The 23,177-nt window shown below is 59.0% G+C and carries 39 protein-coding genes; 37 read left to right on the top strand and 2 right to left on the bottom strand.

From position 1 onward, the window contains the following. The 8 genes from GTP41_RS12250 to GTP41_RS12215 all read left to right on the top strand — a co-directional run. A partial coding sequence (locus tag GTP41_RS12250) for an integrase core domain-containing protein (protein WP_161025846.1) occupies positions 1–195 on the top strand: 195 nt, incomplete at its 5' end. 36 nt (positions 196–231) lie between these two features. Then, complete coding sequence (locus GTP41_RS12245) at positions 232–957, top strand: hypothetical protein (RefSeq protein ID WP_161025845.1); 726 nt, start codon at positions 232–234, stop codon at positions 955–957. Next, complete coding sequence (locus GTP41_RS12240) at positions 954–1,418, top strand: hypothetical protein (RefSeq protein WP_161025844.1); 465 nt, start codon at positions 954–956, stop codon at positions 1,416–1,418. The genes GTP41_RS12245 and GTP41_RS12240 overlap by 4 nt, the downstream gene beginning before the upstream one ends. A gap of 9 nt (positions 1,419–1,427) precedes the next feature. Then, positions 1,428–1,646, top strand: coding sequence for a hypothetical protein (locus GTP41_RS12235; protein WP_161025843.1), 219 nt, complete (start codon positions 1,428–1,430; stop codon positions 1,644–1,646). Positions 1,647–1,684: 38 nt separating this feature from the next. Then, positions 1,685–2,383 (top strand): two-component system response regulator CreB, encoded by a 699-nt coding sequence (creB, locus tag GTP41_RS12230; protein ID WP_161025842.1) that lies wholly within the window; start codon positions 1,685–1,687, stop codon positions 2,381–2,383. Next, entirely contained in the window at positions 2,380–3,822 is a 1,443-nt protein-coding gene (gene creC, locus GTP41_RS12225) for a two-component system sensor histidine kinase CreC (protein WP_161025841.1), read from the top strand. Before creB ends, creC begins: the two co-directional genes overlap by 4 nt. A 48-nt stretch (positions 3,823–3,870) precedes the next feature. Then, positions 3,871–5,232, top strand: a complete 1,362-nt coding sequence (gene creD, locus GTP41_RS12220) for a cell envelope integrity protein CreD (protein ID WP_161025840.1) — start codon at positions 3,871–3,873, stop codon at positions 5,230–5,232. Then, on the top strand, positions 5,229–5,681 hold the full coding sequence (locus GTP41_RS12215) for a hypothetical protein (RefSeq protein ID WP_161025839.1): 453 nt from the start codon (positions 5,229–5,231) through the stop codon (positions 5,679–5,681). Before creD ends, GTP41_RS12215 begins: the two co-directional genes overlap by 4 nt. Here GTP41_RS12215 and GTP41_RS12210 read toward each other — a convergent pair. Continuing rightward, entirely contained in the window at positions 5,644–5,997 is a 354-nt protein-coding gene (locus GTP41_RS12210) for a DUF2784 domain-containing protein (protein WP_371867347.1), read from the bottom strand. The two genes, GTP41_RS12215 and GTP41_RS12210, sit on opposite strands and share 38 nt — an antisense overlap. A 287-nt stretch (positions 5,998–6,284) precedes the next feature. On the opposite strand from GTP41_RS12210, the gene rplC reads away from it, so the two are divergent. The 29 genes from rplC to dsbD all read left to right on the top strand — a co-directional run bounded on the left by rplC (position 6,285) and on the right by dsbD (position 22,375). Continuing rightward, positions 6,285–6,941 carry a 50S ribosomal protein L3 gene (gene rplC, locus GTP41_RS12205; protein ID WP_055937618.1) on the top strand — a complete coding sequence of 219 codons (657 nt, stop codon included), beginning with the start codon at positions 6,285–6,287 and terminating at the stop codon, positions 6,939–6,941. 3 nt (positions 6,942–6,944) lie between these two features. Next, on the top strand, positions 6,945–7,565 hold the full coding sequence (gene rplD, locus GTP41_RS12200; RefSeq protein WP_161025837.1) for a 50S ribosomal protein L4: 621 nt from the start codon (positions 6,945–6,947) through the stop codon (positions 7,563–7,565). Then, positions 7,562–7,879, top strand: coding sequence for a 50S ribosomal protein L23 (gene rplW / locus GTP41_RS12195; RefSeq protein WP_130315952.1), 318 nt, complete (start codon positions 7,562–7,564; stop codon positions 7,877–7,879). Before rplD ends, rplW begins: the two co-directional genes overlap by 4 nt. After that, entirely contained in the window at positions 7,879–8,706 is an 828-nt protein-coding gene (gene rplB / locus GTP41_RS12190; RefSeq protein ID WP_028101664.1) for a 50S ribosomal protein L2, read from the top strand. The genes rplW and rplB overlap by 1 nt, the downstream gene beginning before the upstream one ends. Before the next feature lie 9 nt (positions 8,707–8,715). Further along, positions 8,716–8,991, top strand: a complete 276-nt coding sequence (gene rpsS, locus GTP41_RS12185; protein WP_093556914.1) for a 30S ribosomal protein S19 — start codon at positions 8,716–8,718, stop codon at positions 8,989–8,991. Beyond that, on the top strand, positions 8,988–9,320 hold the full coding sequence (gene rplV, locus GTP41_RS12180; RefSeq protein ID WP_371867350.1) for a 50S ribosomal protein L22: 333 nt from the start codon (positions 8,988–8,990) through the stop codon (positions 9,318–9,320). Before rpsS ends, rplV begins: the two co-directional genes overlap by 4 nt. Positions 9,321–9,329: 9 nt before the next feature. Continuing rightward, positions 9,330–10,121, top strand: coding sequence for a 30S ribosomal protein S3 (rpsC, locus tag GTP41_RS12175; RefSeq protein ID WP_028101661.1), 792 nt, complete (start codon positions 9,330–9,332; stop codon positions 10,119–10,121). 2 nt (positions 10,122–10,123) lie between these two features. Continuing rightward, positions 10,124–10,543, top strand: a complete 420-nt coding sequence (rplP, locus tag GTP41_RS12170) for a 50S ribosomal protein L16 (RefSeq protein WP_161025835.1) — start codon at positions 10,124–10,126, stop codon at positions 10,541–10,543. Positions 10,544–10,555: 12 nt separating this feature from the next. Further along, positions 10,556–10,747: a 50S ribosomal protein L29 gene (gene rpmC / locus GTP41_RS12165; RefSeq protein WP_028101659.1), complete on the top strand. Its 192-nt coding sequence runs from the start codon at positions 10,556–10,558 to the stop codon at positions 10,745–10,747. Next, positions 10,744–11,010: a 30S ribosomal protein S17 gene (gene rpsQ, locus GTP41_RS12160; RefSeq protein ID WP_028101658.1), complete on the top strand. Its 267-nt coding sequence runs from the start codon at positions 10,744–10,746 to the stop codon at positions 11,008–11,010. Before rpmC ends, rpsQ begins: the two co-directional genes overlap by 4 nt. Positions 11,011–11,258: 248 nt before the next feature. After that, on the top strand, positions 11,259–11,627 hold the full coding sequence (rplN, locus tag GTP41_RS12155; protein ID WP_028101657.1) for a 50S ribosomal protein L14: 369 nt from the start codon (positions 11,259–11,261) through the stop codon (positions 11,625–11,627). A gap of 11 nt (positions 11,628–11,638) precedes the next feature. After that, positions 11,639–11,953, top strand: coding sequence for a 50S ribosomal protein L24 (gene rplX / locus GTP41_RS12150; RefSeq protein ID WP_055937637.1), 315 nt, complete (start codon positions 11,639–11,641; stop codon positions 11,951–11,953). A 6-nt stretch (positions 11,954–11,959) separates the two neighbouring features. Beyond that, positions 11,960–12,499 carry a 50S ribosomal protein L5 gene (gene rplE, locus GTP41_RS12145; RefSeq protein WP_161025834.1) on the top strand — a complete coding sequence of 180 codons (540 nt, stop codon included), beginning with the start codon at positions 11,960–11,962 and terminating at the stop codon, positions 12,497–12,499. Between the two features lie 6 nt (positions 12,500–12,505). Continuing rightward, a complete protein-coding gene (gene rpsN / locus GTP41_RS12140; protein ID WP_055937643.1) occupies positions 12,506–12,811 on the top strand; it encodes a 30S ribosomal protein S14 in 306 nt (101 codons plus the stop codon). 14 nt (positions 12,812–12,825) lie between these two features. Further along, entirely contained in the window at positions 12,826–13,221 is a 396-nt protein-coding gene (gene rpsH, locus GTP41_RS12135; protein ID WP_161025833.1) for a 30S ribosomal protein S8, read from the top strand. A gap of 11 nt (positions 13,222–13,232) precedes the next feature. Beyond that, positions 13,233–13,766, top strand: coding sequence for a 50S ribosomal protein L6 (gene rplF, locus GTP41_RS12130; protein WP_161025832.1), 534 nt, complete (start codon positions 13,233–13,235; stop codon positions 13,764–13,766). Between the two features lie 13 nt (positions 13,767–13,779). After that, the gene (rplR, locus tag GTP41_RS12125; RefSeq protein ID WP_161025831.1) at positions 13,780–14,142 is read left to right on the top strand and encodes a 50S ribosomal protein L18; all 363 of its coding nucleotides are present in this window, start codon (positions 13,780–13,782) and stop codon (positions 14,140–14,142) included. Between the two features lie 11 nt (positions 14,143–14,153). Then, entirely contained in the window at positions 14,154–14,672 is a 519-nt protein-coding gene (rpsE, locus tag GTP41_RS12120) for a 30S ribosomal protein S5 (RefSeq protein WP_057264732.1), read from the top strand. Positions 14,673–14,686: 14 nt separating this feature from the next. After that, the gene (gene rpmD / locus GTP41_RS12115) at positions 14,687–14,863 is read left to right on the top strand and encodes a 50S ribosomal protein L30 (RefSeq protein WP_035373423.1); all 177 of its coding nucleotides are present in this window, start codon (positions 14,687–14,689) and stop codon (positions 14,861–14,863) included. Positions 14,864–14,889: 26 nt separating this feature from the next. Continuing rightward, positions 14,890–15,321: a 50S ribosomal protein L15 gene (rplO, locus tag GTP41_RS12110; protein WP_161025830.1), complete on the top strand. Its 432-nt coding sequence runs from the start codon at positions 14,890–14,892 to the stop codon at positions 15,319–15,321. 26 nt (positions 15,322–15,347) lie between these two features. Further along, complete coding sequence (gene secY, locus GTP41_RS12105) at positions 15,348–16,682, top strand: preprotein translocase subunit SecY (RefSeq protein ID WP_161025829.1); 1,335 nt, start codon at positions 15,348–15,350, stop codon at positions 16,680–16,682. Further along, a complete protein-coding gene (gene infA / locus GTP41_RS12100) occupies positions 16,683–16,901 on the top strand; it encodes a translation initiation factor IF-1 (protein ID WP_005663428.1) in 219 nt (72 codons plus the stop codon). Between the two features lie 35 nt (positions 16,902–16,936). Further along, positions 16,937–17,050 carry a 50S ribosomal protein L36 gene (gene rpmJ / locus GTP41_RS12095; RefSeq protein WP_082507582.1) on the top strand — a complete coding sequence of 38 codons (114 nt, stop codon included), beginning with the start codon at positions 16,937–16,939 and terminating at the stop codon, positions 17,048–17,050. 15 nt (positions 17,051–17,065) lie between these two features. After that, positions 17,066–17,431: a 30S ribosomal protein S13 gene (gene rpsM / locus GTP41_RS12090; protein ID WP_161025828.1), complete on the top strand. Its 366-nt coding sequence runs from the start codon at positions 17,066–17,068 to the stop codon at positions 17,429–17,431. A 14-nt stretch (positions 17,432–17,445) separates the two neighbouring features. Continuing rightward, positions 17,446–17,850 carry a 30S ribosomal protein S11 gene (gene rpsK / locus GTP41_RS12085; protein ID WP_028101645.1) on the top strand — a complete coding sequence of 135 codons (405 nt, stop codon included), beginning with the start codon at positions 17,446–17,448 and terminating at the stop codon, positions 17,848–17,850. Between the two features lie 237 nt (positions 17,851–18,087). Beyond that, a complete protein-coding gene (gene rpsD / locus GTP41_RS12080) occupies positions 18,088–18,711 on the top strand; it encodes a 30S ribosomal protein S4 (RefSeq protein WP_161025827.1) in 624 nt (207 codons plus the stop codon). A gap of 102 nt (positions 18,712–18,813) precedes the next feature. Next, positions 18,814–19,791: a DNA-directed RNA polymerase subunit alpha gene (locus GTP41_RS12075; RefSeq protein WP_161025826.1), complete on the top strand. Its 978-nt coding sequence runs from the start codon at positions 18,814–18,816 to the stop codon at positions 19,789–19,791. Between the two features lie 123 nt (positions 19,792–19,914). Further along, positions 19,915–20,310, top strand: a complete 396-nt coding sequence (rplQ, locus tag GTP41_RS12070; protein WP_161025825.1) for a 50S ribosomal protein L17 — start codon at positions 19,915–19,917, stop codon at positions 20,308–20,310. A 178-nt stretch (positions 20,311–20,488) separates the two neighbouring features. After that, on the top strand, positions 20,489–22,375 hold the full coding sequence (gene dsbD, locus GTP41_RS12065; RefSeq protein WP_161025824.1) for a protein-disulfide reductase DsbD: 1,887 nt from the start codon (positions 20,489–20,491) through the stop codon (positions 22,373–22,375). Between the two features lie 275 nt (positions 22,376–22,650). On the opposite strand, the gene GTP41_RS12060 is transcribed toward dsbD, so the two are convergent. Next, a complete protein-coding gene (locus tag GTP41_RS12060; protein WP_161025823.1) occupies positions 22,651–23,133 on the bottom strand; it encodes a Spy/CpxP family protein refolding chaperone in 483 nt (160 codons plus the stop codon). Positions 23,134–23,177: the final 44 nt, after the last annotated feature.

Raw genomic sequence — 23,177 nt, 5'->3', positions numbered from 1 at the left:
AGCTTCAATGGCAAGTTTCGCGATGAGTGCTTAAACGAGCACTGGTTTCTCTCACTGCGGCATGCACGTCAGGTGATCGAAGCCTGGCGCCACGAGTACAACGAGGAGCGGCCGCACAGTACGCTGCAGAATCTGACACCGAAGCAGTTTGCGGAAGGGTTATTAACCGTGGACTCCAGTTCGGGTCCGTACTAAATTGGGTAGCAGGTCACTGTGAGATTGGAAAAGCTTGTGATCATGGTAATCACTTTGGCTGTGCTGCAGGCCGCACATGCCGGGAACTGGCCAAAGGATTTGCGTAAGGCAGAAGTGGAAACAGCAACGCTGCGCGTCAAGATGCCGACCGATCTAAAAGTACGGCAAGACTTGATCAACAAGCTGCAGTATCTCGGCAACTATCGGATGTTTCTTGGCGATTCAGTAGGTGCCTTGGAGGCGTTGGATGAAGCGCGCGAGCTGATGGCGTACCCAATCAGACAGCAAGCTGACGATGGGCTCAGGCTAGCCTCCGCTACGGCGGAGGATGCAATCGCGGCCATTGTCCGCGCGGCACGCGACCACCGCATTGTGATCCTAAATGAATCGCACCACGTCCCGATGCATCGCGCCTTCGCCATGCGCCTGGCGCGCGAATTGAAGAAACTGGGCTTTACGTATCTGGCGTGTGAAACGTTCGAAGACTTGCAACCAATGTCCAAGGGTTATGTAGCGCGCGACACCGGGTTTTACTCCAACGATCCGGTTTTCGCCAACCTTTTGCGGGACGCCGCGAACGACGGCTGGACAATGGTGCAATACGAACCATTCGACGAACGCCCTCGTGAGCAGGGCGAGGCAGCCAACATCTTCGAACGCACATTTGCCCGCGACCCGGGCGCCAGAGTATTTGTACTGGTGGGGTACGGCCATTTGAAAACGAGAGGCCAAGCGCCGATGAGGATCCCGAACAGGCTATGATGGCCGCGCACCTGGCCAAATTGTCCGGGCACGACCCGCTGACGATCGATCAGACGATCGTGATGGCCGCAACACGCAAGAAACTTGAGCATCCGATATACGAAAAGGCACTTCAGCACTTTCCTGGCGACGGCTCGTTTGTCCTGCGGGCAGCACAAGATGGCTACACTGTCTTTGGCCTCAGGCGCGAGGGTAGCATCGATATGCAGGTATTTCATCGCCGGAGCGCAATTGAGCCCGTTAGCAGGCGCCCCCACTGGATGCAGGCCATGGCCGGCTATCGCCCGGTCGACGTTCCGGCGCACCTGATACCCAAGACTGGTAGTCAATACGTTTATGCCGCTCCGAAAGGGCAGATGACCGATGGGGTGCCGGCTGACATAGTCCTGTTGCGTGCGGGGCGGACAGCACCGAAGTTCATGCTGCCGCCGGGCGAGTACACTTACGGCATTCTCAAATAGGAGCAGCGAATGAAAGTACTGAGCACCATCGCAGTGTTGGCCATCGCAACCGCCCTCGGCGCATGTTCGAAGAAGGACAACCCGGCAAACCAGGCCGCCCAGGACATCAAGGCCATGGGCGAGCAGCGCGACAAGGCGCAGGCGGCAGTCAAGGAACTCGAAGCCAGCCAGCAGAAAGCCGCGGAAGCCACCGCCAAAGCCGTCGACGGCGAGGAAGCTGGCCGATAGGATGCCGTCGCCATGTGGCACGCGCTATACTCGCGCGCATGGCTGAAAAAACAATTCTGATTGTAGAAGACGAGGCGGCGATTGCGGATAGCATCGCCTTTGCCTTGCGCAAGGAAGGCTTCGAGCCGCTGCATGTGACGCTGGGCGAGCAGGCGCTCGTTGCGGTGCGCGAGCAAGCGCCGGTGCTGGTGATTCTGGACGTCGGCCTGCCCGATATCAGCGGCCTCGATGTGTGTCGCCGCTTGCGCCAGTTTTCCGAGGTGCCAGTGATCTTCCTGACCGCGCGCAGCGATGAAGTGGACCGTATCGTCGGCCTCGAGATCGGCGCTGACGATTACGTGACCAAGCCGTTTTCGCCGCGCGAGCTGGTGGCGCGCGTACGCGTGATCCTGCGCCGTGCCGGCGCGGTGCAGGCGGTGGGGCAGGCCGTCGTGCATGCCGCGGTGCCGCGTTTCGAGCTGCGCCCGCTGGAGGCGCGCATCCTGTTCGCCGGCCAGGCGCTGGACCTGACGCGCTATGAATACCTGCTGCTGAAAACCCTGGTCGAGCACCCTGGCCACGTGATGTCGCGCGCACAGCTGATGGACCGTGTCTGGACCGACGCCCCCGATACGCTGGACCGCACGGTGGACGCCCACATCAAATCCCTGCGCGCCAAGCTGCGCGTGATCGACGACGACGCCGACCCGATCCAGACCCATCGCGGCATGGGCTACAGCCTGCAGCCCAACGCATGAAGATCGGCCTGCGCATCCTGCTCGGCTACTTCCTGATTGTAGGCGTGGCGGCCTGGCTGCTGATGAACGTCTTCGTCGAGCAGGTACGCCCCGGGGTGCGCTTCACCATGGAAGACATGGCGGCCGATACTGCGCTGCTGCTGGCCGGCGTGGTGGCGGCCGACGTGCGTGACAATCGCTACGGCGATGGCATGCTGGCGCGCCTGCAGGCCGCAACCCAGCGTCCGCTGGATGCCGCGATCGGTGGTGTCGCCAAGCAGAGCGTCGGCTATCGCATCTACATCACCGACGTGCGCGGTATCGTGCGCTTCGACAGCGCGGGCAAGGCGGTCGGCCAGGATTACTCGCGCTGGAACGACGTCTACCTGACCTTGCGCGGCAAGTACGGCGCGCGCATGACGCGCGAGATACCCAACGTCGAGGCGAGCACGGTCATGTACGTGGCCGCCCCGGTGCGCGATGGCGAACGCATTATCGGTTCGCTCACGGTGGCCAAGCCCATCTCGGGCGTGAAAGCCTTCATCGAGCGCAGCCAGCGCAAGGTCATGGAATGGGCCGCGCTCCTGCTTGGCCTGTCGCTGCTGATTGGCGTCGCCATGACCTGGCGCATCATGGGTACGCTGCGCAAGCTGATGGTGTTCGTGGCCGACGTACAGGCCGGACGCAAGGCGGTCATGCCCAAGTTGGGCAGCAGCGAGATCAGCACCCTGGGCCATGCGCTGGAAGCGATGCGCGCCAAGCTGGAAGGCAAGGACTACGTCGAGACGCTGATGCACACGCTGACGCATGAATTGAAAAGCCCGATCGCCGCCATCCAGGCCACGGCGGAATTGCTGGAGGAGGATATGCCACCCGAGCAGCGGCGCCAGTTCCTGGCCACCATTCAGGCCCAGAATGCGCGCCAGCGTGACCTGATTGACAAGCTGCTGGCCCTGGTGCGCGTGGAGAAGCAGCAGCGCATTGACGAGGCTGAGCCGGTCGATATCGCCAGCCTGCTGCAGGATGTGGCGGGCGACTTCCGCGCCCGTCTTGAGGCGCGCGAGCTGCAGCTGGAGGTCGCAGTGGATGACACGCCACACGTGCGCGGCGATGTGCTGCTGCTGCGCCAAGCCCTGGGCAACCTGCTCGACAACGCCATTGGCTTCGCACCGCGCGGCAGCACGGTGCGGATGGCGGCACGCATCCAGGGCGGCCGGCTGGAGGTCAGTGTTGCCGATGCCGGCCCCGGTATCCCGGCCTATGCCGAGGCGCGCCTGTTTGAGCGCTTCTATTCCTTGCCGCGCCCGGATGGCGCCAAGAGCACCGGCCTGGGCCTGCCCTTCGTGCATGAGGTGGCGGCCCTGCATGGCGGCAGCGCGGGGGTGGTGAACGGGGAGGGCGGCGGCTGCCACGCGGCGCTGCTGCTGCCGCTTCACACAGAACGCATCAACAACACATAAACGCTGCCTAGACTGGCGCAACCTTAACTATTACAGGAAGCGCCAATAATGCAAAAAAGACTCCTGATCAAAGCCTTTACCGTCGCCGTGCTGATGCTGCTGCTCGGCGTGCCGCTGGCCATGATCCAATCCACCGTGCAGGAACGCATGCAGTTCCGCGATGCCGCCGCCGCCAGTATTGCGGCCGATTCGGTCGGCACCCAGCTGGTGTACGGCCCGGTGCTGGTGATGCCGTATGATGAGGAGTACACGGTACAGGAAGACGGCGTGGCCAAGCGCTATCGCAAGCGTTCGCAGCACCTGGTTTTCCCGCAGCAGCTCGACGTCGTCTCCACTATGGATACCGAGCGCCGTTATCGCGGCATCCACCAGATCCTGGTGTATAACGGCGGCCATAAGTTGAAAGGCGATTTCCTGGTGCCGGCATTGAGCGAACTGCCGCATACGGTGGAGCGTTCCGATATTACGCCGCACGAGCCCTTTATCGCGCTGGCGGTGGAGGACACGCGCGGCGTGCGCGACTTCCCGCAGCTGACATGGGGCAAGCGCCGCATCGAGTTCGAACAGGGCGCGCGCCTGGCCTCCGAGCCGAACGGCCTGCATGCCCGCCTGGCGCTGGCGGACATGACGCCGGGCGTGGTGGCCTTCAGCTTTGACTTGAACCTGGGTGGCCTGGGCAGCCAGGCCTTTGTGCCGCTGGCCAGGAACAACCACTTCAGCATGACCTCGGCCTGGCCGCACCCGCAATTCGGCGGCCAGTACCTGCCCGAGCAGCGCAGCATAAGCGACGCGGGGTTCCAGGCGACCTGGCGCATTTCGGCGCTGGCTACCAACGCCCAGCAGCAGTTGCGCGAGCGCGAATCCAAGGCTCTGAAAGGCGGCGCCGACGCAGCGCAGGCGCCGCAGCTGGACGCGATCCGCACCACCTTTATCGAGCCGGTGAATGTGTATTCGATGGCCGACCGCGCCACCAAGTATGGCTTGCTGTTCGTGGCGCTGACCTTTGCCGCCTTCTTCCTGTTCGAGGTGATGAAGCGGCTGCCGATCCACCCGGTGCAGTACGCCCTGGTCGGCATGGCGCTGGCCTTGTTCTTCCTGCTGCTGGTCAGCCTGTCTGAGCACATCAACTTTATCTACGCCTACCTGGCCGCCAGCGCCGCCTGTATTCTGCTGATCGGCTATTACCTGGCGCACGTGCTGCGCGACTGGAGGCGCGGCGCCGGTTTTGCCGCGGCCCTGGGCGGCTTGTACGGCGTGCTGTTCGGGCTCCTGAACTCGGAAAGCAATGCCCTGGTCATGGGTGCGATCCTGCTGTTTGCCGTGCTGTCGGCCATCATGGTGGCAACGCGCAAGGTGGACTGGTACCGCCTGGGCGAACCGTCTGCGGAGACGGTGTCGGAGGCGGCATGATTCCCGGCGGCCTGTTGTCGCCAGCCTTGGCCGAAGGCGCAGAGCTGGTGGTGGTGTCCGGCTATGTCGCCGCGCGCGCAGCCGGGCCGGTGCGGGTCGTGCTCGACCGGCACGGCGCCAGCATCCTGTTGGTGCTGGCCAGCTACGAGGCGGTGCACTGGCAGCTCGACGTGCATCCTGGCACGCGGCTGGCGGGCGTGGTGGTCAGCGCCTACCGCGACGTGATGGTGGCGGGGCAGGGGAGTGCTCCGGTGTACCGCCTGGCGCTGCCTTGCGCCACCCTGGTCGGCAGCGCACCTTATATGGATCTCCTGCGCGTGCTGGAAGCGCGGCTGGGGCGGCGCCAGGTTGACATCTTCCGCGCTTACGCCCGCCTGCCGGAGCAGGTCGCCGTGGCAGGGCGGTGCAGTGTCACCGCCGCCGGCGCCACAGCCATCCGTAGAGCATAAGGTTCACCACCAGCACCACGCCCGCCAGCACAAACTGCACCGCAGGCGTCAATCCCGTCGGATAGATGACTGGCAGGAGGTAATGCTCCACGAAGCCGCCGGCATAGCCTTGCTGGCCGGCTTGCTGGCGCAGGTCATTCTCTATATAGGTCAGTGGGCATGCCTTGCCGCTTAATTCGATGTACACCGCCCAGGCAGCGGCAGGCAGGTGCAAGCAGACCAGGCGCGACCAGCGCAGCGCGAGCAGGGCGCCAAATAGTGCAAAGATGATAAAGCCGAGGTGCAGGAGAACGACAGCATCGGCTGCAGTGCGCATTAGCATGATGCGACCATTGTACGCCGCTGCAATATTGTTGAAAACGCCACGCAATACGCGCTTTTTGCCCCGTAAGGGCCCGCACAAATGGGTGAAAAGGCCTTCCGCGCACTGAGTCGCGTGCGGCACCTGACAACATTCGACATACCTCGTATAAACCTGTTGCGTCAAGGGTCAATTGTGGGTACACTAGCCGGCTTCGGTATGGGTTCGTCTTTTTTATGGCCCGTATCTTTTTTTGTAGTTAAACAAAGCCCCGCCCAATCGTAGGTGGGAATGGAGAAAAAATGAGCCTTGGCCTCCTCGGTCGCAAGGTTGGTATGATGCGCATCTTCACCGATGACGGGGATTCGATCCCGGTCACCGTGTTGGACGTATCGAACAACCGTGTTGCGCAAATCAAAACTCCTGAAGTGGATGGTTATTCCGCTGTTCAGGTTGTCTTCGGTCAGCGTCGCGCATCCCGCGTGACTAAAGCTGCTGCCGGTCACTACGCTAAAGCAGGTGTTGAAGCTGGTTCCTTTATCAAGGAATTCCGCGTTGACGCAGCCAAAGCAAACGAACTGAAAGCCGGTGAAGTTATCGCCGCTTCCCTGTTCGAAGTCGGTCAAAAGATCGACGTGCAAGGTGTGTCGATTGGTAAAGGCTACGCCGGTACCATCAAGCGTCACAACTTCGCATCGGGTCGTCAAACCCACGGTAACTCCCGTTCGCACAATGTACCAGGCTCGATCGGTATGGCGCAGGATCCAGGCCGTGTGTTCCCAGGTAAGCGCATGACCGGTCACATGGGCGACGTCACCGTCACCACCCAGAATCTGGAAATCGCTCGTATCGACGCTGACCGCCAGCTGCTGCTGGTAAAAGGTGCAGTACCAGGCGCGAAAAACGGCCAGGTTGTTGTATCGCCAGCTGTTAAAGTTAAAGCAAAGAAGGGAGCTTAATCGATGGAACTGAAGCTCTTGAACGCGCAAGGTCAAGTCGCGTCGAACGTAGCCGCCGCTGACACCGTCTTCGGTCGTGACTACAACGAAGCACTGATCCACCAAGTCGTCGTTGCTTACGCTGCTAACGCACGTAGCGGTAACCGCAAGCAAAAAGACCGTGAAGAAGTCCACCACACGACCAAGAAGCCATGGCGCCAAAAAGGCACCGGCCGCGCTCGTGCTGGTATGTCCTCCTCCCCGCTGTGGCGTGGTGGTGGGCGCACCTTCCCGAACACCCCTGACGAGAACTTCTCGCACAAGGTCAATAAGAAGATGTATCGCGCAGGTATCTGCTCGATCCTGTCTCAGCTGGCCCGCGAAGAGCGTCTGGTTGTGATCGAAGATCTGTCGATCGACGCTCCAAAGACCAAACTGCTGTCGCAAAAGCTGACCGGCATGGGTCTGGACTCGGTCCTGATCGTTACCGACACCATCCAGGAAAACCTGGAACTGGCTTCCCGCAACCTGCCGAACGTGCTGGTTGTCGAGCCGCGTCACGCTGACCCAATGTCCCTGGTCTTCTACAAGAAGGTCCTGGTCACCAAGGCAGCCCTGGCACAGATTGAGGAGATGCTGGCATGAGCGCAGTTATCAAACACAGCGAAGAGCGCCTGATGAAGGTGCTGCTGGCTCCGGTCATTTCCGAAAAAGCCACCATGGTTGCGGAAAAGAACGAGCAGATCGTGTTCCTGGTTACCAAGGATGCGACCAAGCCAGAAATCAAGGCCGCCGTTGAACTGCTGTTCAAGGTTGAAGTGGAATCGGTGCAGACCGTGAACCGCGAAGGTAAGGTTAAGCGTTCGGGCCGTTTCATCGGTCGCCGCAACCACACCAAGCGTGCTTTCGTGTGCCTGAAGCCAGGCCAGGAAATCAATTTCACCGAGGAGGCTAAATAATGGCACTCGTTAAGATGAAGCCAACCTCCCCAGGCCGTCGCGGCATGGTGAAGGTTGTGAACAGCGACCTGTACAAAGGTCGTCCGTTCGCCGCCCTGCTGGAAAAGAAGTCGAAGACTGCTGGCCGTAACAACAACGGTCACATCACCACCCGCCACATCGGCGGTGGCCACAAGCAGCACTACCGTATTGTGGACTTCAAGCGCAACAAGGATGGCATCCCTGCGAAAGTGGAACGTATCGAATACGATCCAAACCGTACCGCCCACATCGCCCTGCTGTGCTACGCCGACGGCGAGCGCAAGTACATCATCGCCCCTAAAGGCGTGAGCGTTGGCGACACCCTGCTGAACGGTTCGGAAGCGCCGATCAAGGCCGGTAACTGCCTGCCTATCCGTAACATCCCAGTCGGCACCAACATCCACTGCGTGGAAATGCTGCCAGGTAAAGGTGCCCAGATGGCCCGTACCGCTGGTGCTGTTGTGGTCCTGATGGCCCGTGAAGGTACCTACGCCCAGGTTCGCCTGCGCTCCGGCGAAGTGCGCCGCGTGCACATCGAGTGCCGCGCCACCATCGGCGAAGTCGGTAATGCTGAACACAGCCTGCGCAAGATCGGTAAAGCCGGTGCCATGCGCTGGCGCGGTGTTCGCCCAACCGTTCGCGGTGTGGTAATGAACCCGATCGACCACCCGCACGGTGGTGGTGAAGGCCGTACCGCAGCTGGTCGTCATCCAGTGTCCCCATGGGGCCAGCAGACCAAGGGTAAGAAGACTCGCTCCAACAAGCGTACTTCTTCGATGATCGTCTCTCGCCGCGGCAAGAAATAAGGATAAACCATGACTCGTTCATTGAAAAAAGGGCCGTTCTGCGACGCCCACCTGGTGAAAAAAGTCGAAGCCGCTCAAGCGACCAAAGACAAAAAGCCAATCAAAACCTGGTCCCGTCGCTCGACGATCATGCCTGACTTCATCGGTCTGACCATCGCCGTGCACAACGGTAAGGTCCACGTGCCTGTGTACGTTTCCGAGAACATGGTTGGTCACAAGCTCGGCGAATTCGCGCTGACCCGTACCTTCAAGGGCCACGCTGCTGACAAAAAGGCTAAGAAATAATGGAAACCAAAGCTATCCTCAAAGGCGTGCGCCTGTCGGATCAAAAGGGTCGCCTGATCGCTGACCTGATTCGCGGCAAGAAGGTTGACGCTGCGCTGAACATCCTGCAGTTCAGCCCTAAGAAAGGCGCGTTCATCGTCAAGAAAGTGCTGGAGTCCGCTATTGCGAACGCCGAGCACAACGACGGTGCTGACATCGACGAACTGATCGTAAAGACCATTTACGTCGAAAAGGGCCCAATCCTGAAGCGCTTCACTGCACGCGCTAAAGGTCGTGGCGACCGTATCTCGAAACAATCCTGTCACATTTACGTGACTGTCGGTAACTAAGGAGCTGCGATGGGTCAGAAAATTCATCCAACCGGTTTCCGTCTGGCGGTCACCCGTAACTGGGCATCTCGCTGGTACGCAACCAACGGTAACTTCGCTTCCATGCTGAACGAAGACCTGAAGGCACGTGCTTTCCTGAAGAAGAAGCTGAAAAACGCTTCCGTTGGCCGCATCGTGATCGAGCGTCCAGCCAAGAACGCACGCTTCACCGTGTACAGCTCGCGTCCTGGCGTCGTGATCGGTAAGAAAGGCGAAGACATCGAAGTTCTGAAGTCGGCGCTGACCAAGATCATGGGCGTGCCGGTGCACGTGAATATCGAAGAAATCCGCAAGCCGGAAATCGACGCTCAGCTGATCGCTGACTCGATCTCGCAGCAGCTGGAAAAGCGTATTATGTTCCGCCGCGCCATGAAGCGCGCCATGCAGAACGCAATGCGCCTGGGCGCCCAGGGCATCAAGATCATGTCCTCCGGCCGTCTGAACGGCATCGAGATCGCGCGTACTGAATGGTATCGTGAAGGCCGCGTGCCTCTGCATACCCTGAAGGCCGACATCGACTACGGTACTTCCGAAGCCTCGACCACCTACGGCATCATCGGTGTCAAGGTGTGGGTGTACAAGGGTGACCGCTCCGCTACCGGCGAAGCACCAGTCATCGACACCCCAGCGGAAGAGAAAAAGCCACGTGGCCCGCGCCGCGACGACGGTAAGCCAGCAGGCCGCCGTCCAGCTCCAGGCGCCAAAGCCCCAGCCGGTCGCCGCGCTGCCAAGCCGGCCGCAGCTGACAAAGCAGGAGAATAAGCATGCTGCAACCTAGCCGCAGGAAATATCGTAAAGAGCAGAAAGGCCGTAACACCGGCATTTCGCACTCCACCGGCACTAACGTGTCGTTCGGTGAGTTCGGCCTGAAGGCCGTGGCTCGTGGCCGTATCACTGCACGCCAGATCGAGTCCGCTCGTCGTGCAATGACCCGTCACATCAAGCGTGGTGGCCGTATCTGGATCCGTGTTTTCCCAGACAAGCCGATCTCCAACAAGCCTGCCGAAGTCCGTATGGGTAACGGTAAGGGCAATCCGGAGTACTACGTTGCCGAAATCCGTCCAGGCAAAGTCCTGTACGAAATGGATGGCGTCGCTGAAGAACTGGCACGTGAAGCGTTCCGTCTGGCCGCTGCTAAACTGCCTCTGGCAACCACCTTCGTGGTGCGCCAGGTTGGCCAATAATTGGAGTGAAATATGAAAGCATCTGAACTCCGTGGCAAAGACCAGGCTGCACTGCAGAAAGAACTGAACGACCTGCTGAAGGCTCAGTTCGGCCTGCGTATGCAAGCTGCTACCCAGCAGCTGGGCAACAGCTCGCAGCTGAAGAAGGTCCGCCGCGACATCGCCCGCGTGAAAACGGTAATGAACTCGAAGGAAGCGAAATGACCGAACAAGTTAAGCTGAAGCGTACTCTGATCGGTAAAGTCGTGTCCGACAAGATGGACAAGACCGTTACCGTTCTGATCGAACGTCACGTCAAGCACCCTCTGTATGGCAAGATCATCGTGCGTAGCGCAAAGTACCACGCGCACGACGAGACCAACCAGGTTAAAGCCGGTGATACGGTGGAAATCCAGGAAGGTCGCCCGATCTCCAAGACCAAGGCGTGGACGGTGACCCGAGTAGTGCAAGCTGCACAAATCGTCTAAGTAAGTTGGCCGCCGGGGACGCGAGTTCCCGGCCACAATTTAATTAGTTCTTGCAGGCCCGCAGGTTTTATGTAATACTTGCGGGCTTCGTTCATGTATCGCCGCTATACGTCCTCCGCGGGCGCAGTCGCGGTCAGTACTTGTATGAAGATCAAGCACCCAATCAGTCCGCATTTTGCGGCCTGGCGGGACCAAGACTGACCGAGCTCCGTGTGGGGCATTCGGCTTAAGTTGGGAAAGAGACAACTATGATTCAAACTGAGAGCCGGCTCGAAGTAGCCGACAACACCGGTGCCAAGGAAGTGATGTGCATCAAGGTGTTGGGCGGTTCCAAGCGCCGTTATGCTGGCATTGGCGACGTGATCAAAGTCACCGTAAAGGTGGCCCAGCCACGTGGTCGTGTCAAAAAAGGTGAAATTTATAACGCCGTGGTAGTGCGCACCGCTAAGGGTGTTCGCCGCCAGGATGGTTCCCTGGTCAAGTTCGATGGCAATGCTGCCGTCCTGCTGAACAACAAACTGGAACCAATCGGTACCCGTATCTTTGGCCCAGTGACGCGTGAACTGCGCACTGAGAAGTTCATGAAGATCGTGTCCCTGGCACCGGAAGTCCTGTAAGGAGTCAGACAATGGATAAGATTCGCAAAAACGACGAAGTCATCGTCCTGACTGGTAAGGACAAGGGCAAACGCGGCGTAGTGACCCAGCGTGTAGACGCTGAGCACGTCGTGGTTGATGGCGTTAACGTGGCTAAAAAAGCCGTTAAGCCGAACCCAATGACTGGTGTTCAAGGTGGCATCGTCGACAAGACTATGCCTATTCACGTGTCCAACGTTGCACTGTTCAACGCTGCGACCGGCAAGGCCGATCGCGTGGGCTTCAAAGAAGTGGACGGTAAAAAAGTCCGCGTCTTCAAGTCCTCCGGCGAAGTAGTGAAGGGGTAATCAGAAATGGCCCGTCTGCAACAACTGTACAAAGACAAAGTCGTCTCCGAACTGACCGAAAAATTCGGTTACAAGTCGGTGATGGAAGTGCCACGCCTGACCAAGATCACCCTGAACATGGGTCTCTCGGAAGCGGTGGCTGACAAGAAGATCATCGAGCACGCTGTTGGCGACCTGACCAAGATCGCCGGCCAGAAGCCAGTCGTAACCAAGGCCCGTAAGGCAATCGCAGGTTTCAAGATCCGCGAAGGCTACCCGATCGGTACCATGGTGACCCTGCGCGGCGCCCGCATGTACGAGTTCCTGGATCGTTTCATCACCGTGGCCCTGCCGCGCGTGCGTGACTTCCGTGGTGTGTCCGGCAAATCCTTCGATGGCCGCGGCAACTACAACATCGGCGTGAAAGAGCAGATCATCTTCCCGGAAATCGAGTACGACAAGATCGACGCTCTGCGTGGTATGAACATCTCGATCACCACGACTGCAAAGACCGACGACGAAGCCAAAGCGCTGCTCGCCGCCTTTAAATTCCCGTTCAGGAACTAAACGATCATGGCAAAACTCGCACTGATTAACCGTGAACAGAAGCGTGCTGACCTGGTAGCCAAGTTTGCTGCCAAGCGCGCCGCTCTGAAGGCCATCATCGATGACCAGACCAAGTCGGAAGAAGAGCGTTACGAAGCGCGCCTGAAACTGCAGGCACTGCCGCGTAACTCGGCTCCAACCCGTCAGCGCAACCGCTGCCAGGTCACCGGTCGCCCACGTGGCACCTTCCGTAAATTCGGCCTGGGTCGTATCAAGCTCCGTGAATTCGCCATGCGTGGCGAGATCCCGGGTATGACCAAAGCCAGCTGGTAATAGGAGAATAAGCAATGAGTATGAGCGATCCTATCGCCGATATGCTGACCCGTATTCGCAACGCACAAACCGTGCAAAAGACCTCCGTGGCAATGCCATCGTCGAAGGTTAAAGTTGCGATTGCCAACGTCCTGAAAGACGAGGGTTACATTGAAGATTTCGCCGTGTCCACCAACGAGGGCAAGTCGGAACTGAAAATCGGTTTGAAATATTATGTAGGCCGTCCTGTCATCGAGCGCCTGGAGCGCGTGTCCCGTCCGGGTCTGCGCGTCTACAAAGGCAAAGGTGAGATCCCGACCGTGATGAACGGCCTGGGCGTGGCCATCGTGTCGACTCCGCAAGGCGTCATGACCGACCGCAAAGCGCGCGCTACCGGTGTTGGTGGCGAAGTTATCTGCTTCGTGGCTTAAGGAGTAACACAATGTCTCGTGTAGCTAAAATGCCGATCGTTGTGCCTGCTGGCGCCGAAGTTGCCATCTCCGCACAAGCGATCACCGTCAAGGGCCCACTGGGCACCCTGACCCAGAGCCTGAACGGCCTGGTAAAAGTTGAAAACAACGCTGGCACCCTGTCCTTCGACGTGGTCAACGACAGCCGCGAATCCAACGCCATGTCCGGCACCCTGCGTGCCCTGGTTAACAACATGGTAGTGGGCGTGACCAAGGGCTTCGAGAAGAAGCTGTCCCTGGTTGGCGTGGGTTACAAAGCCCAAGCCCAAGGCGACAAGCTGAACCTGTCCCTGGGTTTCTCGCACCCTGTCGTGCACGACATGCCAGCCGGCGTGAAGTGCGCCACCCCGACCCCAACCGAGATCGTGATCTCTGGCGTTGATCGCCAAAAGGTTGGCCAGGTGGCTGCCGAAGTGCGTGCTTACCGCTCCCCTGAGCCATACAAAGGCAAGGGTGTCCGCTATGTGGACGAAGTGGTTAAGCTCAAAGAAACCAAGAAGAAGTAATTAGGGGCTGACGATGGACAAAAAAGAATCTCGTCTGCGCCGCGGACGCCAAACGCGTATCAAGATCGCGCAGTTGAAAGTGAACCGCCTGTCGGTGCACCGTACCAACCAGCACATCTACGCAAGCCTGATCAGCCCGGAAGCCAAAGTACTGGTTTCGGCCTCGACCGTGGAAGCGGAAGTGCGCGCCGAGCTGGCTGGCAAGACCGGTCTGGGTGGCAATGCCGCCGCAGCCGCTCTGGTGGGCAAGCGTGTCGCAGAAAAAGCACTGAAAGCGGGCATCACCGAAGTTGCCTTCGACCGCTCCGGTTTCCGTTACCACGGCCGTGTCAAGGCGCTGGCGGAAGCCGCGCGTGAAGCTGGCCTGAAGTTCTAAGGATAACGATCATGGCAAAAATGCAAGCAAAAATGGCATCCGATAAGCCGGATGATGGCATGCGCGAAAAAATGATCGCGATCAACCGCGTGACCAAAGTGGTCAAGGGTGGTCGTATCATGGGTTTCGCAGCGCTGACCGTAGTTGGTGACGGCGATGGCCGCATCGGCATGGGCAAGGGCAAGTCGAAAGAAGTACCGGTTGGTGTGCAGAAGGCAATGGAAGAAGCCCGTCGCAACCTGATCAAGGTACCTCTGAAGAACGGCACCCTGCAGCACACCGTCACCGGCCGCCACGGCGCGTCGAAAGTGATGATGTCGCCAGCCAAGCCAGGTACCGGCGTGATCGCAGGTGGCGCAATGCGCGCTATCTTCGAGGTGATGGGCGTGACCGACGTCGTGGCGAAATCCACCGGCTCGAACAACCCGTACAACCTGGTGCGCGCCACCCTGGACGGCCTGGCCAAAATGAGCACTCCAGCTGACATCGCCGCCAAGCGCGGTAAGTCGGTTGAAGAGATCCTGGGTTAATAGGGAGCACTTCAATGAGCACTATCAAAGTCAAACTGGTGAAGGGCCTGATCGGCACCCGTCAAGACCACCGCGCCACCGTGCGCGGCCTGGGCCTGCGTCGTGTGAACTCTGTCAGCGAACTGCAGGACACTCCTGCTGTGCGCGGCATGATCAACAAGGTCGCCTACCTCGTTAAAGTCGTTTCCTAAGCGACCCTTAGGAACTGGAGAAAACAATGCAACTGAATACCATTCAACCAGCAGAAGGCGCGAAGCACGCTAAGCGCCGCGTTGGCCGCGGTATCGGCTCCGGCCTGGGTAAAACCGCAGGCCGCGGCCACAAGGGTCAGAAATCGCGTTCGGGCGGCTTCCACAAAGTCGGCTTCGAAGGCGGTCAAATGCCTCTGCAGCGTCGTCTGCCTAAGCGTGGCTTCAAATCCCTGAATGCCACTTTCAAGGCTGAAGTGCGTCTGTCCGACCTGAACGGCCTGGCTGTCGGCGAAGTCGACATCCTGGTGCTGAAACAGGCCGGCGTGCTGAATGTTCTGGCACGCGACGTACGTGTTATCGCTTCCGGCGAAATCACTAAAGCAGTGACCGTAAAAGGCCTGAAAGTGACCGCTGGCGCGAAAGCAGCCATCGAAGCAGCTGGCGGCTCGGTAGCCTGAGCTCGCTAGCTTAATCGGAGCGAAAATTGGCGAACAACCAACAGCTTGCTAAATCCGCCGCCGCCGGCTTCCCTTGGAACCGGCTGTGGTTTTTGCTGGGCGCTCTGGTGGTGTACCGGATCGGTGCACACATCCCTGTTCCAGGGGTAGATCCGGTACAGCTGGCAGCACTGTTCAAGCAGCAAGAAGGCGGCATCCTGGGCATGTTCAACATGTTCTCGGGTGGCGCACTCTCGCGCTTCACGGTGTTTGCACTGGGCATTACTCCATACATCTCGGCCTCGATCATCATGCAACTGGTGTCGATCGTCTCGCCGACCATGGAGGCGCTGAAAAAAGAAGGTGAGGCGGGACGTCGCAAGATTACCCAATACACCCGCTATGCAACCGTCGGTCTGGCTCTGTTCCAGGCGTTCGGTATCGCGGTCGCGCTGGAATCCCAGCCTGGCCTGGTACTGGACCCCGGTATGGGCTTCCGCTTCGTCACGGTCGTGACCTTGCTGACCGGCACCATGTTCGTGATGTGGTTGGGCGAGCAGATTACCGAGCGTGGTCTTGGTAACGGCATCTCGATCATCATCTTCGCCGGTATTGCCGCAGGGCTTCCGAGCGCACTGGGTGGCTTGTTCTCCCAGGTGTCGCAAGGCGCCATCGGTGCACCGTCGGCGATCCTCATCGTGCTGCTGGTGGCTGCTGTCACCTATGCCGTGGTGTTCGTGGAACGTGGTCAGCGCAAAATCCTGGTCAATTACGCCAAACGTCAGGTCGGTAACAAGATCTACGGTGGGCAGACCAGCCACCTGCCGCTCAAGCTGAATATGGCAGGCGTAATCCCGCCGATCTTCGCTTCGTCGATTATCTTGTTCCCGGCTACCATCGTGGACTGGTTTTCGAAAGGCGCCGACAACAGCAACCCTGTCGTCGCGTTCCTGAAAGATCTGGCTGCGTCGATGGCTCCTGGTGAGCCGATCCATGCACTGCTGTACGCTGTGGCAATCGTATTCTTCTGCTTCTTCTACACCGCACTGGTGTTCAACAGCAAGGAGACTGCAGAGAACTTGAAGAAGAGCGGGGCCTTTGTGCCAGGGATTCGTCCCGGTGAGCAGACAGCCCGTTACATCGACAAGATCCTGATGCGTTTGACCCTGGCGGGCGCGGTGTATATCACTGCCGTGTGCTTGCTGCCTGAGTTTATGCAAGCGCAGTGGAAAGTGTCGTTCTATTTTGGTGGTACTTCGCTGTTGATTATTGTAGTTGTGACCATGGACTTCATGGCTCAAGTGCAAAACTATGTGATGTCGCAGCAATATGAATCGCTGCTGCGCAAAGCTAACTTCAAGGGCGGGCTTCCGACACGATAAATGGCAAAAGACGACGTCATTCAGATGCAGGGCGAGATCCTGGAGAACTTGCCCAACGCAACTTTTAGAGTAAAGCTGGAAAACGGCCACGTGGTACTCGGCCACATTTCGGGTAAAATGCGTATGAACTACATCCGCATTCTCCCTGGCGACAAGGTCACGGTTGAACTGACGCCGTACGACCTGTCCCGGGCCCGTATTGTGTTCCGGACAAAGTAATTAATTAGCAATTTCGAACATAAGAGAGTGCAATCATGAAAGTTAACGCTTCAGTTAAGCGCATCTGCCGCAACTGCAAGATCATCAAGCGCAAGGGCGTGGTCCGCGTAATCTGCGTGGAAGCTCGTCACAAGCAGCGTCAAGGTTAATCGAGGGAATAACGAATGGCACGTATTGCAGGGGTTAACATCCCAAATCACAAGCACACCGTTATCGGCCTGACCGAGATCTACGGTATCGGCCGTCCACGTTCGCAGTTCATCTGCGCACAAGCCGGCGTTGCAACCAACAAGAAGGTCAAGGACCTGGACGACAGCGAACTCGAGAAGCTGCGTGAAGAAATCGGCAAATTCGTGGTCGAGGGTGACCTGCGCCGCGAACTGTCGATGAACATCAAGCGTCTGATGGACCTGGGCTGCTACCGTGGTCTGCGTCACCGTAAGGGCCTGCCGGTCCGCGGTCAGCGCACCCGCACCAATGCACGTACCCGCAAGGGCCCGCGCAAAGCCGCTCAATCGCTGAAGAAATAATCTAGGGAACTACTATGGCTAAGCAACAAAGCTCCGCGGCAGCCGCTCGCGTACGCAAGAAAGTCAAGAAGAACGTCGCTGAAGGTATCGCACACGTTCACGCTTCCTTCAACAACACCATCATCACCATCACCGACCGCCAGGGCAACGCTCTGTCGTGGGCGACCTCCGGTGGTGCTGGCTTCAAGGGTTCGCGTAAATCGACCCCGTTCGCAGCGCAGGTTGCTGCTGAAGCCGCTGGTAAAGTTGCACAGGAATGCGGCGTGAAGAACCTGGAAGTTCGCATCAAGGGCCCTGGTCCTGGCCGCGAATCCGCCGTGCGCGCACTGAACAACCTGGGCATCAAGATCACCGAGATCCAGGACGTGACCCCAGTGCCACACAACGGCTGCCGTCCTCCAAAGCGTCGCCGTATCTAATAGTCAGCCTGACATTGGCCGGTATGGTGTGTACCGGCCACCGTCTTCTGCACTCAAAATTGCTGGAACAGTGAACCGGAAACGGTTATACTGTCCGGCTATTTTTGCCTTCTCGCGCCACATTTGTGGCCGCGTTGGCAATGTTGAGCCACCGCCTCGGCTGAAAGTGAGCCAGGCTAGCGCCTAACCGCATCCCGATGCGGCTGGGGCGTCATTTATCATTCAAAGGAAATTACTGTGGCACGTTATATCGGACCTAAAGCAAAACTGTCCCGCCGTGAAGGCACCGACCTGTTCCTGAAGAGCGCACGCCGCTCCCTGGACTCCAAGTGCAAACTGGATGTCAAGCCAGGCCAGCACGGTGTGAAATCCGGCGCCCGCACCTCCGACTTCGGCAACCAGCTGCGCGAAAAGCAGAAGGTCAAGCGTATGTACGGCGTGCTGGAACGCCAGTTCCGTCGCTACTTCGCTGAAGCTGAGCGTCGCAAGGGCAACACCGGCGAGACCCTGCTGTCCCTGCTGGAAACCCGCCTGGACAACGTTGCCTACCGCATGGGCTTCGGCTCGACCCGCGCTGAAGCGCGTCAGCTGGTTTCCCACAAAGCGTTCACCGTGAACGGCCAAGTGGTGAACATCCCTTCGTACAACGTGAAGATCAACGACGTGATCGCCGTGCGCGAAAAGTCGAAGAAGCAGACCCGTATCGTGGAAGCGCTGTCGCTGGCCGAACAAGTCGGCATGCCAGCTTGGGTGTCGGTCGACTCCAAGAAAATGGAAGGCACCTTCAAGTCCCTGCCAGAGCGTAACGAAATCGCCAACGACGTCAACGAATCGCTGATCGTCGAACTGTATTCCCGTTAATCCGGGAAGCTGCACCAAGGCGGGACATGGTCCCGCCTTTCTCATTTAATGCCATCAGCCTTATCGGTGTAACGAGCCGAGGGTAATGAAAAGGACATTTACATGCAAAATAGCTTGTTGAAACCACGTATTATCGATGTTGAAGCCCTGGGCCACGGTCACGCCAAAGTCGTGATGGAGCCATTCGAGCGCGGCTACGGCCACACTCTGGGCAACGCGCTGCGCCGCGTGCTGCTGTCTTCGATGACCGGCTACGCGCCGACCGAAGTCACCATCGCCGGTGTCGTTCACGAGTACTCCTCGCTGGACGGCGTGCAGGAAGACGTGGTCGACCTGCTGCTGAACCTGAAGGGCGTCGTGTTCAAGGTGCACAACCGTGACTCCGTGACCCTGACCCTGAAGAAGGAAGGCGAAGGCCCCGTGCTGGCGTCGGACATCGACCTGCCGCACGACGTCGAGCTGATCAACCCGGAACACGTGATCGCCAACCTGACCGCAGGCGGCAAGCTGGACATGCAGATCAAGGTTGAAAAAGGCCGCGGCTACGTTCCTGGTAACGTGCGCCGCCTGTCGGAAGACGCCAACAAGACGATCGGCCGCATCATCCTGGACGCCTCGTTCTCGCCAGTGCGCCGTGTGTCCTACGCCGTCGAATCGGCGCGTGTGGAACAGCGTACCGACCTGGACAAGCTGATCATCAACATTGAAACCAATGGCGTGATCACCCCGGAAGAAGCGATCCGTCAATCGGCGCGCGTGCTGGTCGACCAGCTGAACGTGTTCGCCGCCCTGGAAGGCACCGAAACCGCCGCTGAAGCGCCAAGCCGCGCTCCAATGGTCGATCCGATCCTGCTGCGTCCAGTGGACGACCTGGAACTGACCGTGCGTTCGGCCAACTGCCTGAAAGCGGAAAACATCTACTACATCGGCGACCTGATCCAGCGTACCGAAAACGAGCTGCTGAAGACCCCGAACCTGGGCCGCAAGTCGCTCAACGAAATCAAGGAAGTGCTGGCATCGCGCGGCCTGACCTTGGGCATGAAACTCGAGAACTGGCCACCTGCCGGCCTCGAGAAGTAATCGTTTGCTGTACCCGTCTGGCGCGTTTTGCGCCGGACGGCTTTAACTGATAACCGGACCGCGCCATTGCCTGGCATTGGCGATCGAAGATCTCGGATTTAAACATTATTGAAAGGAAGTACCATGCGTCACCGTCACGGCCTCCGTAAACTGAATCGTACCTCGTCCCACCGTCTGGCAATGCTGCGCAACATGACTGTTTCGCTGCTGCGTCACGAAGCGATCAAGACCACCCTGCCAAAGGCAAAGGAACTGCGTCGCGTCGTGGAACCGATCCTGACCCTGGGCAAGACCGACACCCTGGCCAACAAGCGCCTGGCATTCGCCCGTCTGCGCGACCGCGAGATGGTTCTGAAGCTGTTCGCTGAACTGGGCCCACGCTACGCAAACCGCAACGGCGGCTACCTGCGTATCCTGAAAATGGGTTTCCGTCAGGGCGACAACGCTCCAATGGCTTTCATCGAGCTGCTGGACCGTCCAGAGACCACCACCGCTGAAGAAGCACCAACCGCTGAGTAATAGCAGTTGGTCGATTGAAAAGCCGGGCATGCCCGGCTTTTTTTTCGCCTGTCCACTTTGGGGTCAGGAAGAAAAGTGGACATTTCTTAAGAAAAATGTCCACTTTTCTTCCTGACCCCCAAGTGGACAAAGTCTGGTGTACTATTTGCCGTCTGCAAGTTACACCACAAAGTCTCCTATGTTCCGCATCGTGTCTCCCTTCCGCGCGTGGCTGCTGGCCGCGCTTTCGCTCTTTGTGTTCCTGTGCGCCGCCGGGGCGCGCGCGGAGGACGAATTCCTTGATCCCTTGGTGGCCTTTAAGTTTTCCGCCAAGGTGGTCGACGGGAAGGCGGTGGCGGTCACCTTTGATATCGCAGATGGCTACTATATGTACCGCGAACGCTTCAAGTTCGCGGCTGATGGCGCCACGTTGGGTACGCCGCAAATCCCGCCCGGGAAGGTGAAATACGACGAGACCTTCGCCAAGGATGTGGAGACTTACCGCCGCCAGGTGACCATCACCATCCCGGTCGAGGCGCCGGGGCCGTTCACCTTGAAGGTGACCAGCCAGGGCTGCTCGGACAAGGGCCTGTGCTATTCGCCGATGGAGTCGTCGGCGCGCCTGATGGCGGTCGGCGGCGCGGCCAGCGCGCCGGGCGGCTTGTTGGCGCTGGGGGCGGAGCAGGGCGCCAGCAACGGTGCGCAAAGCGTGCCAGGCGCTGCGCCGGCGCTGGATACGGCGGCCACGGTGGCGGCGCCCGCCACGGCCAGCGCGGCAACCGGCATCACGACCGCGATCGAAGGCGCTGCCGCCCCCGCTTCGCAGAGCGAAATGGGCCGCATCGAGTCGGCCCTGAAGGGGGGCAGCCTCCTGGTCATCGCGCCCTTGTTCATCCTGCTCGGCCTGGGCCTGTCGTTCACGCCTTGCGTGCTGCCGATGGTGCCGATCCTGTCCTCGATCATCGTGGGCGACGGCGCGGCCGGCAACCGTTCGCGCGGCTTCGTGCTGTCGCTCAGCTACTCGCTGGGCATGGCCATCGTCTATACCGCGCTCGGCATTGCCGCTGGCCTGATCGGCCAGGGTCTTGCTGCTGCACTGCAAAATCCCTGGGTGCTGGGCACGGTCGGTTTGCTGATGGCGGGCATGTCCCTGTCCATGTTTGGCGTGTTCGAATTGCAAGTTCCGGCGGCCCTGCAATCGCGCCTGGCGAGCGCTTCCAACCGCCAGTCGGGCGGCAAACTGGCCGGCGTGTTCGCCATGGGGGCCATCTCGGCCCTGATCGTTGGCCCTTGCGTGGCCGCGCCGCTGGCCGGCGCCCTGGTCTATATCAGCCAGACGCGCGATGTGGTGGTGGGCGGCAGCGCCCTGTTTTCGATGGCGGTGGGCATGAGTATTCCGCTGTTGTTGGTCGGACTTTCGGCCGGTGCGCTGCTGCCGCGCGCTGGTCTTTGGATGCAGGCGGTGAAGCGTTTCTTCGGTGTGCTGATGCTGGTGATGGCGTGGTGGCTGGTGGCGCCGGTATTGCCGGGTAAAGTGCAGATGATTGGCTGGGCAATCCTGGGCGTGGGTTATGCATTTTTCCTGCTGACCCATGAAAACGGTAAATGGGTTCCTAAAGTTATTGCAGCGGTATTCGCTGTGTTTGGCCTGCTTCAAATAGCCGGACTGATGACTGGCAGCGCTGATCCGTCGCATCCGGTTGAAAAACTGTTGGGCCGCGCTGAGCGCCACCTGGAATTCAAGCGCATTAAAACCGTGGCCGACCTGGATGCGATATTGGCGCAAACCGGCGGCAAAACCGTGATGCTGGATTTTTATGCGGATTGGTGCGTGTCGTGCAAGGAAATGGAAAAGCTGACCTTTGTGGATGCCATGGTGCAGCAAAAACTGGCGAATACCATTCTGCTGCAGGCGGACGTCACGGCGAATGATGACGCTGATAAGGCGATGCTGCAGCGATTTAATTTATTCGGCCCGCCCGGCATTATCATGTTTAATGCCGCCGGCCAGGAGATTCCCGATTCGCGGGTAATAGGATTCCAGAATACCGAGAAATTCCTGAGATCGTTGGAAAAACTGAAGTAAATCCCCACAGGGCGCCCATGGCGCCCTTTCTTTTTGTCCCCCTCCGGGCGCACCCGCGCCGTTGCCCGCCTCCGACATGACACGTCGCGCGCGCTTGCCATGGCGCGGTGAATTGGCGGCGCCGTTGGCCGCACGACGGGCCAATGCGGCTTGGCGGGGTGCTTTAAACTCAGATCTGGCTAGTTCATGCCAACGTCTAGCGTGATTCGGCAATCTTCGGACGAAAAAAAGCCGGGATGGCGTGACCCATCTCGGCTGCATGATGCAATTGCGACTTACTGCTGCTGGTGCTTCGCGCGGTGATGGCCGTGATGGCGGTGCTGGCCGAAGCGGCCAGCCTTTTCATCGAACAGTTTTTGCTGCTCCGGCGTCAACTGGGCATAAAAAGTTTTAGTCGCGGCCAGGTTGGCTTCCATCCGGGTAATATGGTTGCGGGACATTTCTATCCGTTTTTCCATACGCTCCGGCGCCGGCATTTGTTTAAATGCCGCGCGGTCAAACTGGCCGTGCTGCGGCATATTGGATTTAAGCGCATTTAAATAGGCCTGCCATGCGCCTTCCTGGGCGGGGGTGATTTTCAACGCCTCATGCATGCGCTTGGCGCGTTGCTCCATATGCTCCTGCATTTTGGCAGGATCGAATTTAGTGGCGGCATATTGGCGCGGTTCGCCTTCTGCTGCCATGGCTGGTAATGCGGCGGCGCTAAAACTTATGGCAGTGGCGCCGATAATCAATGCTTTATGCAAGGCTTTCATCATTAATCCTTTCAGAAACAATTCATGAAAATGTGCACTCGCACTGC

It is taken from the genome of Pseudoduganella guangdongensis, assembly GCF_009857475.1.
Lineage (GTDB): Bacteria > Pseudomonadota > Gammaproteobacteria > Burkholderiales > Burkholderiaceae_D > Rugamonas > Rugamonas guangdongensis.
This window is presented reverse-complemented; position numbering and strand designations above follow the sequence as displayed.

Excerpts from the sequence above, each read along its gene's own strand:
- rplX (WP_055937637.1), top strand. The coding sequence starts at position 11,639 with ATGGATAAGATTCGCAAAAACGACGAAGTCATCGTCCTGACTGGTAAG.
- GTP41_RS12215 (WP_161025839.1), top strand. The coding sequence starts at position 5,229 with ATGATTCCCGGCGGCCTGTTGTCGCCAGCCTTGGCCGAAGGCGCAGAG.
- creB (WP_161025842.1), top strand. The coding sequence starts at position 1,685 with ATGGCTGAAAAAACAATTCTGATTGTAGAAGACGAGGCGGCGATTGCG.
- rpsE (WP_057264732.1), top strand. The coding sequence starts at position 14,154 with ATGGCAAAAATGCAAGCAAAAATGGCATCCGATAAGCCGGATGATGGC.
- GTP41_RS12240 (WP_161025844.1), top strand. The coding sequence starts at position 954 with ATGATGGCCGCGCACCTGGCCAAATTGTCCGGGCACGACCCGCTGACG.
- rpsQ (WP_028101658.1), top strand. The coding sequence starts at position 10,744 with ATGACCGAACAAGTTAAGCTGAAGCGTACTCTGATCGGTAAAGTCGTG.
- rpmC (WP_028101659.1), top strand. The coding sequence starts at position 10,556 with ATGAAAGCATCTGAACTCCGTGGCAAAGACCAGGCTGCACTGCAGAAA.
- rplW (WP_130315952.1), top strand. The coding sequence starts at position 7,562 with ATGAGCGCAGTTATCAAACACAGCGAAGAGCGCCTGATGAAGGTGCTG.
- rpsN (WP_055937643.1), top strand. The coding sequence starts at position 12,506 with ATGGCAAAACTCGCACTGATTAACCGTGAACAGAAGCGTGCTGACCTG.
- rpmJ (WP_082507582.1), top strand. The coding sequence starts at position 16,937 with ATGAAAGTTAACGCTTCAGTTAAGCGCATCTGCCGCAACTGCAAGATC.
- rplQ (WP_161025825.1), top strand. The coding sequence starts at position 19,915 with ATGCGTCACCGTCACGGCCTCCGTAAACTGAATCGTACCTCGTCCCAC.
- rplN (WP_028101657.1), top strand. The coding sequence starts at position 11,259 with ATGATTCAAACTGAGAGCCGGCTCGAAGTAGCCGACAACACCGGTGCC.
- creD (WP_161025840.1), top strand. The coding sequence starts at position 3,871 with ATGCAAAAAAGACTCCTGATCAAAGCCTTTACCGTCGCCGTGCTGATG.
- dsbD (WP_161025824.1), top strand. The coding sequence starts at position 20,489 with ATGTTCCGCATCGTGTCTCCCTTCCGCGCGTGGCTGCTGGCCGCGCTT.
- GTP41_RS12210 (WP_371867347.1), bottom strand. The coding sequence starts at position 5,997 with ATGCGCACTGCAGCCGATGCTGTCGTTCTCCTGCACCTCGGCTTTATC.
- infA (WP_005663428.1), top strand. The coding sequence starts at position 16,683 with ATGGCAAAAGACGACGTCATTCAGATGCAGGGCGAGATCCTGGAGAAC.
- rpsH (WP_161025833.1), top strand. The coding sequence starts at position 12,826 with ATGAGTATGAGCGATCCTATCGCCGATATGCTGACCCGTATTCGCAAC.
- rplB (WP_028101664.1), top strand. The coding sequence starts at position 7,879 with ATGGCACTCGTTAAGATGAAGCCAACCTCCCCAGGCCGTCGCGGCATG.
- rpsM (WP_161025828.1), top strand. The coding sequence starts at position 17,066 with ATGGCACGTATTGCAGGGGTTAACATCCCAAATCACAAGCACACCGTT.
- rplR (WP_161025831.1), top strand. The coding sequence starts at position 13,780 with ATGGACAAAAAAGAATCTCGTCTGCGCCGCGGACGCCAAACGCGTATC.
- rplF (WP_161025832.1), top strand. The coding sequence starts at position 13,233 with ATGTCTCGTGTAGCTAAAATGCCGATCGTTGTGCCTGCTGGCGCCGAA.
- rpsC (WP_028101661.1), top strand. The coding sequence starts at position 9,330 with ATGGGTCAGAAAATTCATCCAACCGGTTTCCGTCTGGCGGTCACCCGT.
- GTP41_RS12075 (WP_161025826.1), top strand. The coding sequence starts at position 18,814 with ATGCAAAATAGCTTGTTGAAACCACGTATTATCGATGTTGAAGCCCTG.
- rpsS (WP_093556914.1), top strand. The coding sequence starts at position 8,716 with ATGACTCGTTCATTGAAAAAAGGGCCGTTCTGCGACGCCCACCTGGTG.
- rplC (WP_055937618.1), top strand. The coding sequence starts at position 6,285 with ATGAGCCTTGGCCTCCTCGGTCGCAAGGTTGGTATGATGCGCATCTTC.
- GTP41_RS12060 (WP_161025823.1), bottom strand. The coding sequence starts at position 23,133 with ATGATGAAAGCCTTGCATAAAGCATTGATTATCGGCGCCACTGCCATA.
- rplP (WP_161025835.1), top strand. The coding sequence starts at position 10,124 with ATGCTGCAACCTAGCCGCAGGAAATATCGTAAAGAGCAGAAAGGCCGT.
- creC (WP_161025841.1), top strand. The coding sequence starts at position 2,380 with ATGAAGATCGGCCTGCGCATCCTGCTCGGCTACTTCCTGATTGTAGGC.
- rplO (WP_161025830.1), top strand. The coding sequence starts at position 14,890 with ATGCAACTGAATACCATTCAACCAGCAGAAGGCGCGAAGCACGCTAAG.
- rpsK (WP_028101645.1), top strand. The coding sequence starts at position 17,446 with ATGGCTAAGCAACAAAGCTCCGCGGCAGCCGCTCGCGTACGCAAGAAA.
- rpmD (WP_035373423.1), top strand. The coding sequence starts at position 14,687 with ATGAGCACTATCAAAGTCAAACTGGTGAAGGGCCTGATCGGCACCCGT.
- rplD (WP_161025837.1), top strand. The coding sequence starts at position 6,945 with ATGGAACTGAAGCTCTTGAACGCGCAAGGTCAAGTCGCGTCGAACGTA.
- GTP41_RS12235 (WP_161025843.1), top strand. The coding sequence starts at position 1,428 with ATGAAAGTACTGAGCACCATCGCAGTGTTGGCCATCGCAACCGCCCTC.
- rplE (WP_161025834.1), top strand. The coding sequence starts at position 11,960 with ATGGCCCGTCTGCAACAACTGTACAAAGACAAAGTCGTCTCCGAACTG.